This window comes from uncultured Chitinophaga sp., assembly GCF_937874145.1.
Classification (GTDB): domain Bacteria; phylum Bacteroidota; class Bacteroidia; order Chitinophagales; family Chitinophagaceae; genus Chitinophaga.
This window is the reverse complement of sequence record NZ_CALNBI010000068.1, coordinates 1-16,318: the sequence shown is the minus strand read 5'-3', so window position 1 is coordinate 16,318 and position 16,318 is coordinate 1. Positions and strand designations below refer to the sequence as shown.

General features: G+C 55.1%; 13 protein-coding genes. 6 read left to right on the top strand and 7 right to left on the bottom strand.

Annotation, left to right across the window (positions count from 1 at the left end; all coding sequences use genetic code 11):
• Positions 1 to 39 precede the first annotated feature (39 nt).
• Positions 40 to 876, bottom strand: coding sequence for a metallophosphoesterase (locus tag Q0510_RS03155; RefSeq protein ID WP_298708166.1), 837 nt, complete (start codon positions 874 to 876; stop codon positions 40 to 42).
• Between the two features lie 352 nt (positions 877 to 1,228).
• On the opposite strand from Q0510_RS03155, the gene Q0510_RS03150 reads away from it, so the two are divergent.
• A complete protein-coding gene (locus Q0510_RS03150; protein WP_298708164.1) occupies positions 1,229 to 1,576 on the top strand; it encodes a hypothetical protein in 348 nt (115 codons plus the stop codon).
• 280 nt (positions 1,577 to 1,856) lie between these two features.
• On the opposite strand, the gene Q0510_RS03145 is transcribed toward Q0510_RS03150, so the two are convergent.
• Genes Q0510_RS03145 through Q0510_RS03135 form a run of 3 tightly spaced genes read right to left on the bottom strand, consistent with a single transcriptional unit; the run spans position 1,857 to position 3,608 of the window.
• Entirely contained in the window at positions 1,857 to 2,360 is a 504-nt protein-coding gene (locus Q0510_RS03145; protein WP_298708161.1) for a hypothetical protein, read from the bottom strand.
• A 17-nt stretch (positions 2,361 to 2,377) separates the two neighbouring features.
• Complete coding sequence (locus tag Q0510_RS03140; protein ID WP_298708159.1) at positions 2,378 to 2,758, bottom strand: SRPBCC domain-containing protein; 381 nt, start codon at positions 2,756 to 2,758, stop codon at positions 2,378 to 2,380.
• Positions 2,759 to 2,771: 13 nt separating this feature from the next.
• A complete protein-coding gene (locus Q0510_RS03135; protein ID WP_298708157.1) occupies positions 2,772 to 3,608 on the bottom strand; it encodes a S1-like domain-containing RNA-binding protein in 837 nt (278 codons plus the stop codon).
• A gap of 104 nt (positions 3,609 to 3,712) precedes the next feature.
• Here Q0510_RS03135 and Q0510_RS03130 point away from each other — a divergent pair, with 104 nt between their 5' ends.
• The 4 genes from Q0510_RS03130 (at position 3,713) to Q0510_RS03115 (ending at position 9,751) form a co-directional block, all read left to right on the top strand.
• Positions 3,713 to 4,606 carry a LytTR family DNA-binding domain-containing protein gene (locus Q0510_RS03130; protein WP_298708155.1) on the top strand — a complete coding sequence of 298 codons (894 nt, stop codon included), beginning with the start codon at positions 3,713 to 3,715 and terminating at the stop codon, positions 4,604 to 4,606.
• Between the two features lie 109 nt (positions 4,607 to 4,715).
• Positions 4,716 to 7,463 (top strand): carboxypeptidase-like regulatory domain-containing protein, encoded by a 2,748-nt coding sequence (locus Q0510_RS03125; RefSeq protein ID WP_298708153.1) that lies wholly within the window; start codon positions 4,716 to 4,718, stop codon positions 7,461 to 7,463.
• Positions 7,464 to 7,475: 12 nt separating this feature from the next.
• Positions 7,476 to 8,720 carry a parallel beta-helix domain-containing protein gene (locus Q0510_RS03120; RefSeq protein WP_298708151.1) on the top strand — a complete coding sequence of 415 codons (1,245 nt, stop codon included), beginning with the start codon at positions 7,476 to 7,478 and terminating at the stop codon, positions 8,718 to 8,720.
• A gap of 11 nt (positions 8,721 to 8,731) precedes the next feature.
• Entirely contained in the window at positions 8,732 to 9,751 is a 1,020-nt protein-coding gene (locus Q0510_RS03115; protein WP_298708149.1) for an SO2930 family diheme c-type cytochrome, read from the top strand.
• 56 nt (positions 9,752 to 9,807) lie between these two features.
• Here the strand turns inward: Q0510_RS03115 and Q0510_RS03110 are convergent, their stop codons facing one another.
• From Q0510_RS03110 to Q0510_RS03100, 3 genes are all read right to left on the bottom strand, one after another.
• Positions 9,808 to 10,581 carry a sulfite exporter TauE/SafE family protein gene (locus Q0510_RS03110; protein ID WP_298708147.1) on the bottom strand — a complete coding sequence of 258 codons (774 nt, stop codon included), beginning with the start codon at positions 10,579 to 10,581 and terminating at the stop codon, positions 9,808 to 9,810.
• Positions 10,582 to 10,651: 70 nt separating this feature from the next.
• The gene (locus Q0510_RS03105) at positions 10,652 to 13,501 is read right to left on the bottom strand and encodes a pitrilysin family protein (RefSeq protein WP_298708146.1); all 2,850 of its coding nucleotides are present in this window, start codon (positions 13,499 to 13,501) and stop codon (positions 10,652 to 10,654) included.
• 126 nt (positions 13,502 to 13,627) lie between these two features.
• Complete coding sequence (locus tag Q0510_RS03100; protein ID WP_298708144.1) at positions 13,628 to 15,463, bottom strand: glycoside hydrolase family 2 protein; 1,836 nt, start codon at positions 15,461 to 15,463, stop codon at positions 13,628 to 13,630.
• Positions 15,464 to 15,702: 239 nt separating this feature from the next.
• Here Q0510_RS03100 and Q0510_RS03095 point away from each other — a divergent pair.
• A partial coding sequence (locus tag Q0510_RS03095) for a DUF1080 domain-containing protein (RefSeq protein ID WP_298708142.1) occupies positions 15,703 to 16,318 on the top strand: 616 nt, incomplete at its 3' end.

Sequence of the window (16,318 nt, the reverse complement as noted above, 5' to 3'; positions counted from 1 at the left end):
TGCCGGTGAAGATTCAGCCAGAGACGGTGAAAATAACAGTTATCGTTTTACCGTAGTGGAGTTGACAGGCGCTTCCTGTGCGGGGTTCACCTGGTAGCACAGTACTTCCCCGCTCCGGAGCACTTCCACGATGCGGTAACCGTAATAAGGTTTGCCCCAGCTGCCGCCGAGGTGGCCGTCGAAGAAATAGTGTTTCCCGTTTTTCTCTTTCATGCCGTCTTCCGCGTGGTCGTGCCCGTGGAAAACCGCCCGCAGGTTGGGTTGCGCGGAGAACATCTCCACCAGTTCGGGGCAATCGATGCCATGTTCGGTCCATTTCACGGGCGTGATGTGCTGGATGACGAAGAGGTTTTTGGCGTTGCGGTGTCTGGCGAGATGCTCGCGGGTCCAGTCGAGGTCCGGGCAAACATATTTGCCTTTGACATCAGCGGTATTGAGCACCAGGAAAGCGTTGTCGCCTTGTTTGAAGTCATAATGCCAGCGGGTACCGAACACTTTCTCCCATTCTGATTCATCGATCATATCGTGGTTGCCGTGGGAAACGTGGTATTGCATGGAGAGTTTGTCCCACGCTGCCTTGGCGGGATGTATCAGTTTGGGATCGTTGTGGAATACGTCGCCGTTGATGACGGTAAAATCGAGCCCCCGGCCCGATGCTTCCTTGTTAAGCAGGGCCACCATGTTATCGTGATGCGCAACGAAAGAAGTATCCGGTTGGCCATAGTGCCCGTCGGAAGCGAGGGCGAAGCGGAGTTTCACCTTTTTACGGGGCGGCAGGGCGAAGCTCCCGGGAGTGAAGGATTGCAGGGCGGAACCGGCGCCGATCAGGACGATGCTTTTGAGCGAAAGCCCGATAAAATCTCTGCGGTTGATCATAAACATGCGTGTTTGATACAACCAAGATAACAGAAAAACGGAACGAAAAAAATAATTGCGTACGCAGAAAATTTTTGTGTGAAAATTTCTTATATAATTGGAAGCTAAAACTGATTAGTTATGACATTCACACTTACTATCGCTGATCACTTACTGGAAGAATTGCATTTCCAATCGGGCATTTACAATAGGTCCGAATTATGTTCCGAAATGGTATCGATCTACAAATGGCTCATGAACGAGGTTTGTGCCGGCAGGATCATCTATGCAGAGTGCCCGGGAGAACCCGGGCGGAATATCTGCGGCGCAAAGACATTCAAAAACATTGAACGTAGAATCTCAAGCTTCAACTATGGAAAAAATAGAAAGTAACCTTCAAACACCGGAAGATTTAGATGTTCTTGCGGGTGAACTTACGGCACAGCAAAAAGCGGGCATGCAACTAGCCAGAACCCTGCTATGGATGATTGCCGGAGTCATTCTTATGTATGCACTGTTCTTCATTGAACATGGATGCAATCAACCCCGTGCCCCTGCATTGCCCGGCGCTTCGGCCTTGCACTCCGTGTGTCATAGTTGCCATCGCCAACTCCCGGAGCTGGAATTCGCCTTCAGCAACTTCCAATATGTTTTAAACGTTTTGTTACCCATCCTCGGTACGGTCCTCGGTTACATTTTCGGCACCAGAACCCGCGGCTGATACGCCGGCTTTTCCAAACGATAATTGAATCTTTATTCTCCCGAAGCAGCCGTTTCGGACAGGGAATACTATGCCTGAAAGCGATCATAAACTGATTGGTAATTTATAAATCAGGCAATTCTTCCCGATCCAGCCGGAACATGTGATCGGAAAATGATTTATTATTTACTGAAGCGTTGCTTCGGGAGGGATGGGATTTGCCAAGGGAGAAACAGATATATGGATTGCGTGCTAACTTTTCCAGCTGGCGAACCAGGAGGAACGCCCCGAACCTACATTATCACACCTTCACCAACTGCTCCAGCTGGCGCAGGTAATCGTATTGCAGATCTTCATGCTGCGCCGCGATCAGTTTTTCGATCTTGCGCAGCTGCTGCGCATACAGATTACCGAGCTGCACGCTTTGGCGCAATAAATCCCCAGCCCGGCGGAGCCGCTTGCAGAAATACAGGAGCAATTCCACCTCTACCGTCTTGGATTGTGTAAACCGGATGTGCTTGTTCGTAACCCGCAGGATCTTACGCACCGTCTTCTTCGCCAGGTACGCATGCGTAGTGCCCAGCCCGTCGAACTCCGCGTCGATATAAGCTTTCACCTGGTCGAGGTAAGTTTCGGGGTAGGAAGCGTCGAACAACAGGTAGCTGAGCAGCTCCTTGTTCTCCTTCTTGAATTTCGCCAGCCGGAGGCACATCTCCACCAGCTCTGCCTGCGGCAACGACAGCATCTCTTTCTTCAGCTCGTTGACCGTCACCGGTTTGATTTCCGCGGTATTCTTCTTCTTCATAAGGATGGAAGCGCCGGCTATTCAGTATAAAAGTCGATCAGGGAACCAAAGTAAGCATCCCGCCATCCTTCCACGATATCATCATAAGCTTCGTCAGGGATATTGGAATGGCGGAGCTCCGCCGATGTGCCTTTTTTATGCGGATGCAGGATGATCGTAACGATGGATGCCGGCTCCTGGTCGCCGAAGTACCATTCCTGCACCAGCTTCCTCCCCTCCTCGAATTCGATGTTACGGCCGGCAATACTACCGTCCCACAACGAAAACTCGGACCCGGGCTCCGTACTCATCTCCGCCTTATCGCCCGACCATAACCGGATGGTAGCCTCACGGGTCAGCGCCTGGTACACTTCTTCCGGCGGCGCGGGTATCACGAAATGTTGCTTGAAATCTTTCATGTGCGGAGAATTATTAGTCTTCTATCAGCTTGATGCCGGTTTTGGTCAGATCGATTTTCTGTTGCTTGTACAACGCGCCCACCGTCATTTTGAACGTCTTCTTGCTCATGCCGAAAAAATCACGGATCTCATCCGGGTCGGATTTATCGTGATACGGCAGGTAACCGTCGTTCTCCCGGAGGAGGCGCAACAGGCGGGAAGCTTCGTCTTCCACCCGGTTGTACCCCGATTGCCCCGGCGCTACATCCACCTTCCCGTCTTCCTTCACGGCTTTCACGAAGCCCTTGAGGCGGTCGCCAATATCGAGCGGGCGAAACACGTCGGAATAATGCAACACACCGGTATGGCGGTTATTGATGATGGTAATGAACCCTATGTCCGACCGGCGGTAAACCACCAGGTCTACCGCGTCTTTCTCCTGCACGGTCAGGGGATCATTATTCAGGTAAGCATCGATTTTTTCGGTGGCGGCCACGCGGTTGGTGAGCTCATCGAGGTAGATCATGACAAGATAATCCTGTCCTTTCACCATTTTGGATACCTGGCGCGACAGCGGCACGAACAGGTCTTTGGCCAATCCCCAGTCGAGGAACGCTCCCTGGTGGGTGGTGTCCACCACTTTGAGGGATACGATATCTCCTACCACGCCTTTCGGCTTGTCGGTAGTGGCGATCAGCCTGTTTTCGGAATCATGGTAAAGAAATACGGACAGCTCGTCGCCCGGGCGGGTGCCTTCGGGGACATAGCGTTTGGGCAGGAGGATTTCCGTATCCCCGCCACCATCGAGGTACACCCCGAAATCCGTTTCTTTTTTGACTTTCAGCTGATTATATTCGCCGACTTTGTACATATTATATTGAAATTCGGCGGTAAAGGTACGATAAAAATAACGGGGACCCGCCGGATGCGGAATTTCAAAAAAGATCGATAAATTACCGTTACAATCCACGGAGTATGAAAGACACGCTCACCCTTCCCGTCAAGGGCCTGCCCGCCATTCCTGCCTGGCTCGCCGCCCCTTTCCGCTTGCTGGAACCGGCGCACAACCGGTTGCTGCTCATCGTTTTCTGCGGATGCTTCAGCTTTCTTTTCATGTGCCTTTTCACGCCCTTCAATATGAACCAATGGTATGCCGGCGGTCCGTTTGGCGTTACGGGCGTATTTGCCGCCTTCTCCGGCAGCGGCATCGCCGCCCTGGGCATCTCCCAGTTCCTCCTCCGGCGGTGGATGGTCAAAAAGCCCCTCCGGCACTGGCAGTTCCTGGCCTGGTTCTTCGGCGAAACCATCCTGGTGGCCGTAATCGTCAATATCGTTAATGTATCCCTGCACGATTACCTCACCTTCACCTGGTTAGAATACTGGGATACCTATAAATACGGTTTCGGTGTGCTTGCGCTCCCTTATTCCATCGCGCTCCTCTGGTTCCAGAGCCGGGTTTCCGCCACGCAGCTGAAAACCATCGTGCTGCAGCCGGCCGTGGCGGAAGAAAAAGAAAAGGAGCACCTGCTCATCCGGGACGAATACGACAAGCTGGCGCTGAGCCTCCCGCCTTCCAGCCTGCTGATGGTGAAGGCGGAAGACAATTACGTCCAGGTTTTTTACCGGAATGGCGCCGGGGTGAAGAAGGAACTGGTACGCTCCTCCCTCAAAAAGCTTGAACCCCAGCTCGCCGGGCATGGGGTGGCCAGGGCGCACCGCTCTTATATGGTCAATGTATCCAACGTATTGTTATTCAAGAAGAACGCGAAAGGCCACTACCTTTTGATCGAAGGGATGGATGATCACCTGGTACCGGTTTCGGCCAGTTATCTGCCCCAGTTCCTGCAGAAATTCACCCCGGACAGCTGATTTTCACCCCGTAAACACCCCCTTCACCCCGAAACAGCCGTGTACAGGCAGGCGATGAATGGTAAATGCATAATATCGCCTTTACCATCCCAACCAAAATTACTTGCCCATGTACAAACTGATGCTACTGTTCACGATAGCCATGCTGTCCGCATGGTCGCTCCATGCCCAGCACGTGCTGTCGGGCAAGGTGCGGAACAGCCAGACGGGGGAAACGGTGCCAGCGGTATCCGTAAAAGCCCGCAACACGCCTTATGGCGACTATACCAATGACCAGGGAAACTTCCGGTTTACGCTCCGCGCTCCCCTCCCCGTAACGCTCGTGTTCTCTTCCGTGGGTTACGCCACCAAAGAGGTGACCGTCAGTAGTGCGGGCGCCATAGATGTCTCCCTCGACCCTGCTTCGATCCTTGGCACCGAGGTCGTCGTTTCCGCCAGCCGCAACATCCAGCGGAAGATCGAATCGCCTGTCACCATCGAACGGATCGACAACAAAGATGTCATCAATTCCCCCCAACCCAGCTATTATTCCATGCTCCAGGGCCTAAAAGGGGTCGACATCACCACTTCTTCCCTCACCTTCACCACCATTACCACCCGCGGCTTCAACACCAGCGGCAACACCAATTTCACACAGGTGGTCGACGGGATGGACAACCAGGCCCCCGGGCTCAATTTCCCCCTCGGCGCCGCCATCGGCCTCACCGAACTGGACGTCGACAACCTGGAACTGCTTTCCGGCGCATCTTCGGCGCTGTATGGCTCCAGGGGGCTGAACGGTACGCTGGTGATGACCGGGAAAGACCCGTTCAAGTACCAGGGCGTCAGTTTCCAGATCACACAGGGCGTTAACCACGTCAGTAAAGGCAAAGGAAACGACCCCATGGGCGCCTCGCCCTATTACGACTGGACCCTTCGCTGGGGCCAGAAAGTGAACGACCGCCTGGCGTTCAAGATCAACGCGCAGTACACCCGCGCCAAAGACTGGCTGGCGGCGGACACCAGCAACACCAACGGGCCCGGTTCCAGGTACACCGATCCCAATTACAACGGCGTCAATTCTTACGGCAGCAAAACCTCGGTAGATATCAATCCCTTCCTCGAAGCCATCAAAGCGATGGACCCATCCACCGCGCCTATCGTAGACCCGCTGCTGGCTAACCCAACGAATTTCGTTTCCCGCACCGGCTATCCCGAATACGGTTATCTCAGCAACGACGCCAGGATGCTCAAATTCAACGCGGAAGTACGATACAACATCAAACCCGGCCTGCAGGCCATCGTGTCCGGCACCTATGGCGGCGGAACGGCAGTTTACAGCAACGATACCCGCTACGCGCTCGACGGCTTCAAGCTGGCGCAATACCGCGCGGAACTGCGGGCTGAACATTGGTTCGTAAGAGCCTATACCACCCGCGAAAACTCCGGCAACACGATCATCGCCAGCCCCACCGCGCAACTGCTCAACGAAGCCTGGAAGCCCAGCTACGACGGCAACACGGGCGACGGCTGGTACCCGCAGTACACCGTTGGGCTGATCACGGCGCTCGCCGGCGGACAGTCGCTGACCGATGCGCATTTATCCGCCCGCGCCGTAGCCGACCAGGGGCGCCCATTGGCAGGGAGCGATCATTTCAACCGGCTGCGCGACAGCATCTCCGCCATCCCCACCTCCCAGGGCGGCACGCTGTTCCTCGACCGCAGCAAACTGTACAACGCGGAATTCCAGTACAATTTCACGCGGTTCGTGAAGTTCGCGGAAGTGATCGCGGGATTGAATTACCGGATGTACAACCTCGATTCCAAAGGTACCTTGTTCCCTGACCACGACGGCGCCATCCACGTGGCGGAATACAGCGCCTTCGCGCATTTCTCGAAGAAGATGATCCAGAACAAACTGAAACTGGGCGCGGCATTCCGCTTCGATAAGAATACGCTCTTCGAACGGCCGCGGACTACCTCCCGTTTGTCGGCCGTACTGGAAACCATGAAGGAGCATTTCCTGCGGTTCTCCTATCAGAATGCCTACAGTTTCCCGTCCAATATACAATCGCTGCAGAGCACCCTGGTGGATTACAACACCTATGCTTCAGGCGGTTCCGGGCGGTTGCTGTACGGCGAATACCAGTTCGACAAATACCAGCCGTATACGCTCGAAAGCGTGAATAAATACCGGCAGACGGAAGATGCTACCGTGCTGGAGAAGTTTGAGCCGAAGGATATCAAGCCGCAGTCGGTAGACGCGTTTGAACTGGGGTACTCCGCCCTGGTGGCCAGGTGCGTGCTGATCGACGTGCTCGGGTATTATTCCACCTGGAAGAATTTCATCGGGTATGTGAATGTAGCGCACACGCCGGGTTCTACCGATGTGGAGGACTTCAAGGACCGCAGCAAATACATCGCATACAACATCGCGTTTAACGGCGCGCAGAAAGTCAACACTTACGGTTACGCCGCCAGCGTGAGCGTGGATCTTTCCCGCAACTTCCTGGCGAAAGTCAATTTCTCTTCGGACTTCCTGAAGAACCGGAACAACAGCCAGATCAACAACTTCAACACGCCCAACTGGAAAGTGAATATGGAATTCGGCAATACCGGCATGGGAAAGAAACAGCTGTTTTCCTTTAACACCAGCCTCCGTTACCGGCCTTCGTACTTCTATTCCATCGGGTTTGCAAGCGGTACGATCGATGCCAATGTAGTGCTGGATGCGCAGGTAAGTTATAAATTGCCGAAAGTGAAGAGCAGGATCAAGCTGGGCGGCACTAACCTCACGAACAAATACTATTACACCGGCTTCGGAAGCCCCGGCATAGGCGGGGTGTATTATATCACATACGCTTATAACGTATTCTAAAAAACCATCGACATGAAATATTCCATTCCCCTGCTCGCACTGGCTTTGGCAGCCGGTTGCAGCGCCCCGGAAAAGCAACCGGCAGACGGCTACAAGCAGACGCTCACGTTCGGCCCCGGCGAAGAAACGAAAATCACGGAAGCCTTCCTCACGTTGACCGACAGCAGCGCCATCGAGCTCAAAGCCGGTACGTACAAGTTCAACAACCTCAGCCTGGTGCAACTCAAACACATCCGCATCAGCGGCGCGGGGCCCGACAAAACGATCCTCGACTTCTCCGCCCAGACGCAGGGTGGCGAAGGCATCCGGGTGGCCGAAGTGAAAGGGTTCACCATCAACGGCATGACCATCCGTGAATCCAAAGGCGATTTATTAAAAGTCAATAAAAGTGAAGACGTGGTGATCCGCGACGTCCACGCCATCTGGAAAGTGGCGGACTCCACCAGCGGCGGATACGGCATCTATCCCGTATTGTGCAGCAACGTGCTGGTGGAAAACTGTTATGCCGAAGGCGCATCTGATGCGGGCATCTACGTAGGGCAATCCAACAAGGCGATCGTGCGGAAGAGCAAGGCTTACAAGAATGTAGCCGGTTGCGAGATCGAGAATACGACCAACGCGGAGGTGTACGACAACGAATTCTACGGCAATACGGCGGGCTTCCTCGTGTTCGACCTGCCTGACCTGTCGCAGCGCGGCGGACAGGTGAAAGCGTACAACAACTACATCCACGACAACAACGAGCGCAATTTCGCGAAGTCAGGCAGTTTCGGCACCACCTGGGGCGTAGGGAACGCGGCGCCGGGATGCGGCGTGATCATCCAGGCGACATCTGACGTGGAGATCTACAACAACCGGATCATCAACAACAATTCCGCGGCCATCGCCATGGTATCGGGATTTTTCGTGGATGCGAAAGCCGGGGAGAAAATCAACGCGAGTTATTTCCCCGTGTCGCAGAATATCTTCATCCACGACAACACCATCGAGATGGCGGATTCCTTCCCGGCACCGGCATACCACCATCATACCGGGCAGATACTGGTAGCGCTCGAGAAAGCCCTCGGCAAGCGGATCCCTCCTATCGTGTACGACGGCATCTCCTCCAACGTTATCACGCAGGAGCAGAAAATCAACCCGGATTCCATCTGCATCCGCCAAACGGGCGACAACCTGTTCGTAAATGCCGACGGGCTTAACATCGGCACGCCGAAGTGGAAACCCGGCACCGATATGCAACCTTTCATCTGTAAATGATACTGACGCTCATGAGAATTGTGATTGCACTGGCATGGATCGGAATGTTCGCGATGGGCTGTTCGCAGCCCGCCAGGCGCCCTGCGGCGGGGTTTCGTGACAAACTTTCGGACTACGGCTTCTTTACCGGGGCCCTGAAGGATTTGTCGCCCGCCGCGCGGGTGCATTTATACGAGCTGGCAACGCCGCTCTTCAGTGACTACACCGTAAAAAAACGCTTCATCGCGCTCCCCGAAGGCAGCACGATGCAGTACACCGACAGCAGCGCCCTCGATTTCCCCGACGGCACCTACCTGATCAAGAATTTCGCGTACCGCGACAGTACCGGGAAGGAAATCCTCCTCGAAACCCGCCTCCTGCATAAGGATGTGAACGACGGGCAGTGGAAGGTGATGAATTACAAATGGAATGCGGAACAAACGGAAGCGGAGAAATGGATCACCGGTGCACAGGTACCCATCACCCTCACCGACGATGCCGGCCACCGCATTTCCACCAATTACCAGATTCCCAACACCAACGACTGCAAGCGCTGCCACGCATCCGCCGGCACCCTGATACCCATTGGCCCGAAAGCCCGGAACCTCAATTACCACGGGCAACTGGAAAAATGGGCAACGGCCGGTATTTTGCACGGCATGCCGGAAATCGGTAAAGTGACGAAATTCCCTGTCTGGAACGACAGTGTGCACTATACGGTCAACGAGCGCGCCCGCGCCTATCTCGACGTGAACTGCGCCCATTGCCATACCAAGGGCGGCGATGCCGATAATACCGGCCTCTTCCTCGAATATGGCCAGGAAGCCCCCTCGCGCCTCGGTATCCTCAAAGGCCCGGTTTCCGCCGGTAACGGGGCCGGGGGCATGGATTACGACGTAGTACCCGGCGACCCTGCCGCTTCCATCCTCCATTTCCGGATGAACAGCTCCGAGCCGGGTACGGCCATGCCCGAACTGGCGCGCACCATCACCCACCGCGAAGGCGTTGACCTGATTGCAGAGTGGATCCGTCAACTGCCTAAAAAACCTTAATCAACTTACATCCCTTTGCCGACTCAGGGGCGTCCGCGTGCGGGCGCCTTTGGTTTTTATCCATGATTGGCCATCCAGATATCCCAGGCAAAGCGCAATAGCGTAGCAAAAACCACGCAAAGGAAGAACACCCTGACGAATGCATTCCCTTTCAGAAGGGCCAGCCGGGTGCCGAAGAAGGCGCCGGCCATGTTACATGCCGCCATGGGCAGGGCGAATTGGTAGAGAATATGGCCCGTACTGCCGAAATAGACGATCGCGGCGAGATTGGTGGCCAGGTTGATAAGCTTCGCGCTGGCGGAAGCATGAATGAAGTCGTACCCCAGGAAAGCGATGAAAATCAGGATGAGGAAAGTGCCCGTTCCGGGGCCGATCAGCCCGTCATAAAACCCGATGATGAAACCGCACAACAGGCCCAGGAAGAGCTGCATGCCCCGGCTGTGGTCCGTTGCCCGGGGCTGCCCGAAATTCTTGTTGACGTAGGTATATCCCGCTACGACAAGCAGCACGAAGAAAATGACGGGTTTGATGACGCGGTTGTCGATCAGGGAGACGCAGAACGCGCCCAGGAAAGCGCCGCCGAAGGCCAGCAGGGCCACCAGGGAAAGAAGGCGCCAGTCGAGCCGCACCTGCCGGGAATAACGCCAGGCGGCAAAAGCGGTGCCGGAAATGGAGGGGATTTTGGTGGTGCCCAGCAGCGTAGCCACGGGGTATTGCGGCAGGATGATCATGATGGCCGGGGTCTGGAGCAATCCCCCTCCCCCAACGATCGCATCTATAAATCCCGCGAAAAATGATACCAGGCATAGTAAAACCGTTTCCACCAACATGGCCGCGAAATTATGAAAAAAGCGCCTGCGGCATGTGCTGCAGGCGCTTTTTTATAGAAAAACGGGAATGCTATTTCTCGGGAACCAGCGCCGCCTTGAAGTAGTTGGCGTTGGAAAGGTAGGTAGCCGCAGCGCTCTTCACGCTTGCTTCCGTTACCTGTTTGAGGCGTTCTTCTGTGTTCAGGATGGAAGTCGGGTCTTCACCGTTCTTGAACTTGCCGGAAAGGTAGCTCAGCCAGAAGTTGTTCTCGCGCATGTTCACTTCCAGTGCGCGGCGGTATTCCGCCTTGAACTTCGTGATATCATCTGCCGTAGCGCCGGTCTTCTTGATCTTTTCGATCTCGTCGAGTACGGCGTTCACCAGCTTGTCCACGTTTGCAGGGGCGCAGCTAAAGGAAACGGACAGGTTATAGTTGCCGTAAGGATACTTCTCGAAGCCAACTCCTACGTTCGGGCTGTACACGCCGCCTTCTTTCTCGCGGAGGCGCTCCAGCACCTTGAACTCCAGGATGTCGCTCAGGGCGCTCAGCTGGATGTTGTTCTCAGGAGCGTAGTTATAGTTGTTGTAGAAGAACATCTTCACGGATGCCTTGTCTTCGATCCCTTTCTTCACGATCCGCTCGTTCTTGCCGCTGAGCGGACGAACACCGCGGTCCACGAATTTCTCTGCCTTGTTATTGGCGGGAAGGCCGCCGAGGTAGGTTTCCAGCATCGGCGTGATCGCAGCCACGTCGAAGTTGCCTACGAATATGAAGGTTTGCCCGCTGGCGTCGGCGAAACGGCTTTTGTAGAATTCGAAAGAACGGTCGAGGCTGATGTTATTCAGTTCGGCCATGGTCGGCTTCTTCTCGCGCACGTTGTTGGACGTCAGCACGGCGGTTACCGTATCGTTGAATACGTTTTCCGGGCTATCGTCTGCATTCTGCAGGTAGATGCCATATTCCTCGATGTTCTTTTTAAACACCACGGGATCTTTCCGGGGATTGGTGGCATATGCGTACACCAGCTGGAGCGCGGTTTCCAGGTCTTTCGGCGAAGCGCTGCCGCTGAAGCCCTGGTACAGGTCGTTCAGATACGACGCCGCGCTGGCGGTAGTGCCTGCCAGGAGCCTGCGCAGGGAAGGATTGTCGAATTCACCGATACCATCGCCGGGGATGTTGCCGGCATAATTAACGGCCATGTAATCCTTATCCTCCGCCTGGGAAACGCCGCCCTGCGCGTAGGAAGTAAAGATGATCTGGTCGTTTTTGAAATCGGTCGGCTTCAGGTAAATCACCACGCCGTTGGAGAGCGTGAGTTTGGTTACGCCGATGCTTTCGATTTTTTCGGTATTGGTGACTTTACCGGCCAGGGGCTTTTTGTCCAGCAGCGGTTTGTTCACTTTATTGTCCTCGTAAGGCTTCAGGCCCTTGCCGGCATCGCGGATAGCCGCGAGCAGCTGGTCGGCCGTAGGCAGGGAGGCTTTCTCCTTCTCCGGCGCCTGTACCACGATGGTCAGGTTTTCTTTCCCGAGCATCTTTTTCACGGCGGCATTCACTTCTTCAACCGTGATTTCGTTCAGGAATTTCTTCGTGATGTCGTAACGGAAATCCGGGCTAACGATCGGAGCGCCGTACATGAAATTCTTCAGGTAAGCCTGTACAAAGGTATTGGATGCGATCTTGTCCTTTTCGCGGTTGGCTTTTTCGTTCGCGGCTTCGGATTGCTTTTTCACCACGTCCAGCTCGGAAGCAGTGAACCCGAATTGCGCGGCTCTTTCGAACTCAGCCATAACACCTGCCAGGCCTGCCGCCAGTTCGCCCCCGCTCTTCGTAACCGCCAGTACGCTGGCCGCTTCGATGCCGGGAACCAGTCCGCCCTGGTATTGGCCGTAAGTAGCCTGTCCATCCACGAAGGGTGCGGTACCTTTCTGCTTCAGCTCGCTGATACGCGCGCCCAGCATCGCATTGGCCATGCTGATCACCATACCGCGGCGAAGGTCGCCGGTGGATTGGTCGCCTTTATGGCGCTGGCGGATGAACGCGATGGCCACGTTGTAAGGGAATTCCTTGTCGGTCACGATCTTTACGAGCGGCTCCTTATTGTCTGCCAGGTCGTAGGTAGCGTGCGGCTTGGGTTTAGCGGGATTGGTCAGCTTGCCGAAGTTTTCCTTGATCAGGCTTTCTACGGCCGCCACGTCGAAATCACCTACAGCGATCACCGCCTGCAGGTTCGGGCGGTACCAGTCGCGGTAGAAATTGCGGATTTCCTCGTGCTTGAAGTTCTGCAGGATATCGAGCTTCCCGATGGGAATGCGCTCGGCGTAACGGGAACCGTACAGCAACACTGGCAGCAGTTCTTTCTGGATACGGCTTTGGGCGTTCATGCCGCGCTGGCGGTCTTCCTCGATGATCACACCGCGCTCGCCGTCGATATCGGGCCCCAGCATGCTGATGTGCCCCGCCCAGTTGGCCAGGATCCTGAAACCGTTTTTGAACAGCTCCGCGCTGTCGGTAGGAATGGGCAGCTGATAAACGGTTTGGTCGAAAGACGTATACGCGTTAAGATCCGCACCGAATTTCACGCCGGCTTTCTGCAAATAGTTGATGAGCTCGTTTTTGGGAAAATCCTTCGTCCCGTTAAACGCCATGTGCTCGGTGAAGTGCGCCAGGCCCTGCTGTGCGTCGGTTTCCATGAGCGATCCCGCTTTCAGCGCCATATACAGCACCGCACGGTTACGGGGTTCTGCGTTTTTGCGGATGTAATATGTAAGACCGTTGCTCAGCTTCCCGATTTTTACATCAGGATCGGCCGGGATCTTCTGGCCCGCCGCGGCCGTAGTGCTGCCGCCGGCCACCGATTTCTGAGCATATGCAGGGCTCTCGGTCAGAGAAATGACGCTTGCGGCTGCAAGCGTCATCAACAAAAACTTTCGTTTCATAAACAGTGATTGGTTTAGATATATGCGATTTCTCGGTTATCCTTATAAGTCAGGCAATATACTGACATTCCGCGATTCCGGGAGGCGGAATCCGGGATAACCGGCAAGAATCGCAGGTCGGGCTGCTCAAGGAAATTTGACGAGCCCGGCCTTGTAAAGCCGCTGGTGCGCTTTATAAAATGCTTCCACTGGGTTCTTGAACACCTTCCGGTCGTAGGTCATCAGACCATTGGTTTCAATCTCCACGTCGGTCGTCTGGGTATACACCGCAGCCGATAATCCATGACGGATCAGCTCTTCCATTTTCGCCATATAGCTGTCGTACCGGGTGAAGAGTTCCCCCGCCGTTTTGAAGGTTTGGTAACCCCAGTTGTCTTTCTGTTGCCAAACGTGACCGTCTACCGGCAACCCGAGGCCGCCGAACTCTCCCAGTACCAGGATCTGCTTTTCCCCGAAATAAACTGGATCCGGCATCAGGGGCTCAGGGTAATTGTGGAGGTCGATCATGTGGCCGGTTAACTCAAAGTTGCCGCCGCTGGCGCTGTTCACCAGGCGGGAAGGGTCTTTGGCCATCGTCCACTCGGTAATTTCCTTCGTCTTGAACTGGCCCCATGCCTCGTTGAACGGCACCCAAACAACAATGGAAGGCACGTTATGCAGCACATCCATGATCACGTTCCATTCCTTGCGGTAGTACCCTTCCGATTCCGGCGTGCGGTCCTTGTCGGTTTGCTTGCCCCAGATGCCGGGCCGCATTTCCCAACGGTTGCCGAGGTCGCCGCTCGGCATATCCTGCCAAACCATGATGCCCAGCTTGTCGCAATGGTAATACCAGCGCGCGGGCTCCACTTTGATATGTTTGCGGATCATGTTGAAGCCCATTTCCTTCGTTTTCTCCACGTCGAATTTGAGCGCCGCGTCTGACGGTGCGGTATATAAACCGTCGGGCCACCAGCCCTGGTCGAGCGGGCCGTAATGGAACAGGAATTTATTGTTCAGCATCATGCGCTGTATACCCGCCTGGTCTTTGGCCACGCTGATCTTGCGCATCGCGAAGTAGCTTTTCACTTCATCCACGGCTTTGCCTTTGCGGACGATCTGCAGCTGCAGGTCGTACAGGAACGGTTTGTCGGGCGACCATAACTCCGGCGAAGCGATCTTCAGGACGCCGGTGGCGCCGGGATCCACTTCGGTTTCAGCAACGATGGCGCCGTCTTTCAGCGCGGTGATCTTCACCTGGTCGCCCGCGAGGGGGTTTACCACGGTGGTTTGCACGGTAAGGGTTTGTGCGTCGATATCCGGTGTTTGCTTAACGGTGGAAAGATAGGTGCCCGGCACGGTTTCGAGCCAAACGGTTTGCCAGATGCCCGTTACCGGCGTATACCAGATACCCTCGGGCTTGCGCACCTGTTTGCCGCGCGGCTGGGGGCCTTCGTCGGTAGGGTCCCATACTTTCACGACTACTTCCTGTTGCTTTGATTTCTTCAGGAAGGGAGTGATATCGGCGGAGAAGGGATCGAAGCCGCCTTCGTGCCTGATGGCGAGCTGTCCGTTCACATACACTTCGGTTTGCCAGTCCACCGCGCCGAAGTGCAGGAGTACTTTTTTGCCTTTGGCGTCTGCCGGGAGGGTGAATTGTTGCTGGTACCGGAGCAGTTTGTCTTTTCCTACGGTTTTACCGACGCCGCTCAATGCGGATTCGATGCAGAAGGGCACGAGGATTTTACCATCCCAACCTGTAGGGCGTCCGCCATTGCGGGGGGTGATGGCGTAGTTCCATAGGCCGTTAAGGTTTTTCCACTGGGTGCCGCGTTCGAATTGCGGGCGGGGATATTCCTGCAGAACGTTGTCAGGTTTCAGTTCTTCGGCCCAGGGCGACATAATCTTTCCCTGTACGGGTTTCCATTCCTGGGCATTGGCCATGGAGGCGGCCAGTAACCATGCGAGCAGTTGCTTCTTCATAAAAATTCAATTAAAACGCTAATACTGTTTTCCGGGATCATCCGGTGAGCCATGCCGGCCATGCCGTTCCGGGACGAATAACCTTTCCGCCATGCAGCGGTGGCTGGTGCGGATCAGGGGGGATCGTGATGCGGCGGCACGTGGCGATACCGCTCCGGCAGACGTGGTGACGCTGTTTCTGACGTGGAAGCAATGGCTTGATGGAACAAAATAGTCATTAATTTTTATATCTTTCGAATATGAAACATTTTGTTTTTTTCGCGCTGTTCCTGGGCGCTTCCACGTTATGCGATGCACAATCCCGCAGTCTCTTCAATGGCAGGGACCTTACCGGCTGGCACATGGATGTGCCCGACCTGGAAAAGGATTCCTCGCTGCGCATTCCTTTTATTACGCGCAACGGGATGCTGGTGAGCCTGGGCTCGCCGGGCGGGCACCTGATCACGGATGCCAAGTATAAGAATTACCGGCTGGAAGTGGAATACCGTTTTGCCGGGAAGCCCGGGAACTGCGGGGTGCTGGTCCACGCCTCGGCCCCGCGGGTATTGTACGGGATGTTTCCAAAATCGATGGAAGTGCAGCTGATGCACAAAAACGCGGGGGACTTCTGGTGTATCGGGGAAGATATCAAAGTAGACAGCATGGAAGTGTATCGCGGGCCGAAGGAAAATTGGGGCGTGGTGGATGGAAAAGAAAGGCGGGTAAGGAACCGGACGGACGGATCGGAGAAGCCCCTGGGCGAGTGGAACCGCATGGTGGTGGAGTGCCTGGGCGACAAGGTGCGGGTGTGGGTGAACGGCGACCTGGTGAACGACGGCTACGGCTGTACGGTGCAGGAAGGCAGTATAGCGCTGC

Bases quoted from the DNA above. Each gene is read 5' to 3' on its own strand.
- Q0510_RS03150 (WP_298708164.1), top strand. From the start codon at position 1,229: ATGGAAAAAATAGAAAGTAACCTTCAAACACCGGAAGATTTAGATGTT.
- Q0510_RS03115 (WP_298708149.1), top strand. From the start codon at position 8,732: ATGAGAATTGTGATTGCACTGGCATGGATCGGAATGTTCGCGATGGGC.
- Q0510_RS03100 (WP_298708144.1), bottom strand. From the start codon at position 15,463: ATGAAGAAGCAACTGCTCGCATGGTTACTGGCCGCCTCCATGGCCAAT.
- Q0510_RS03110 (WP_298708147.1), bottom strand. From the start codon at position 10,581: ATGTTGGTGGAAACGGTTTTACTATGCCTGGTATCATTTTTCGCGGGA.
- Q0510_RS03105 (WP_298708146.1), bottom strand. From the start codon at position 13,501: ATGAAACGAAAGTTTTTGTTGATGACGCTTGCAGCCGCAAGCGTCATT.
- Q0510_RS03140 (WP_298708159.1), bottom strand. From the start codon at position 2,758: ATGAAAGATTTCAAGCAACATTTCGTGATACCCGCGCCGCCGGAAGAA.
- Q0510_RS03135 (WP_298708157.1), bottom strand. From the start codon at position 3,608: ATGTACAAAGTCGGCGAATATAATCAGCTGAAAGTCAAAAAAGAAACG.
- Q0510_RS03125 (WP_298708153.1), top strand. From the start codon at position 4,716: ATGTACAAACTGATGCTACTGTTCACGATAGCCATGCTGTCCGCATGG.
- Q0510_RS03130 (WP_298708155.1), top strand. From the start codon at position 3,713: ATGAAAGACACGCTCACCCTTCCCGTCAAGGGCCTGCCCGCCATTCCT.
- Q0510_RS03155 (WP_298708166.1), bottom strand. From the start codon at position 876: ATGATCAACCGCAGAGATTTTATCGGGCTTTCGCTCAAAAGCATCGTC.
- Q0510_RS03120 (WP_298708151.1), top strand. From the start codon at position 7,476: ATGAAATATTCCATTCCCCTGCTCGCACTGGCTTTGGCAGCCGGTTGC.
- Q0510_RS03145 (WP_298708161.1), bottom strand. From the start codon at position 2,360: ATGAAGAAGAAGAATACCGCGGAAATCAAACCGGTGACGGTCAACGAG.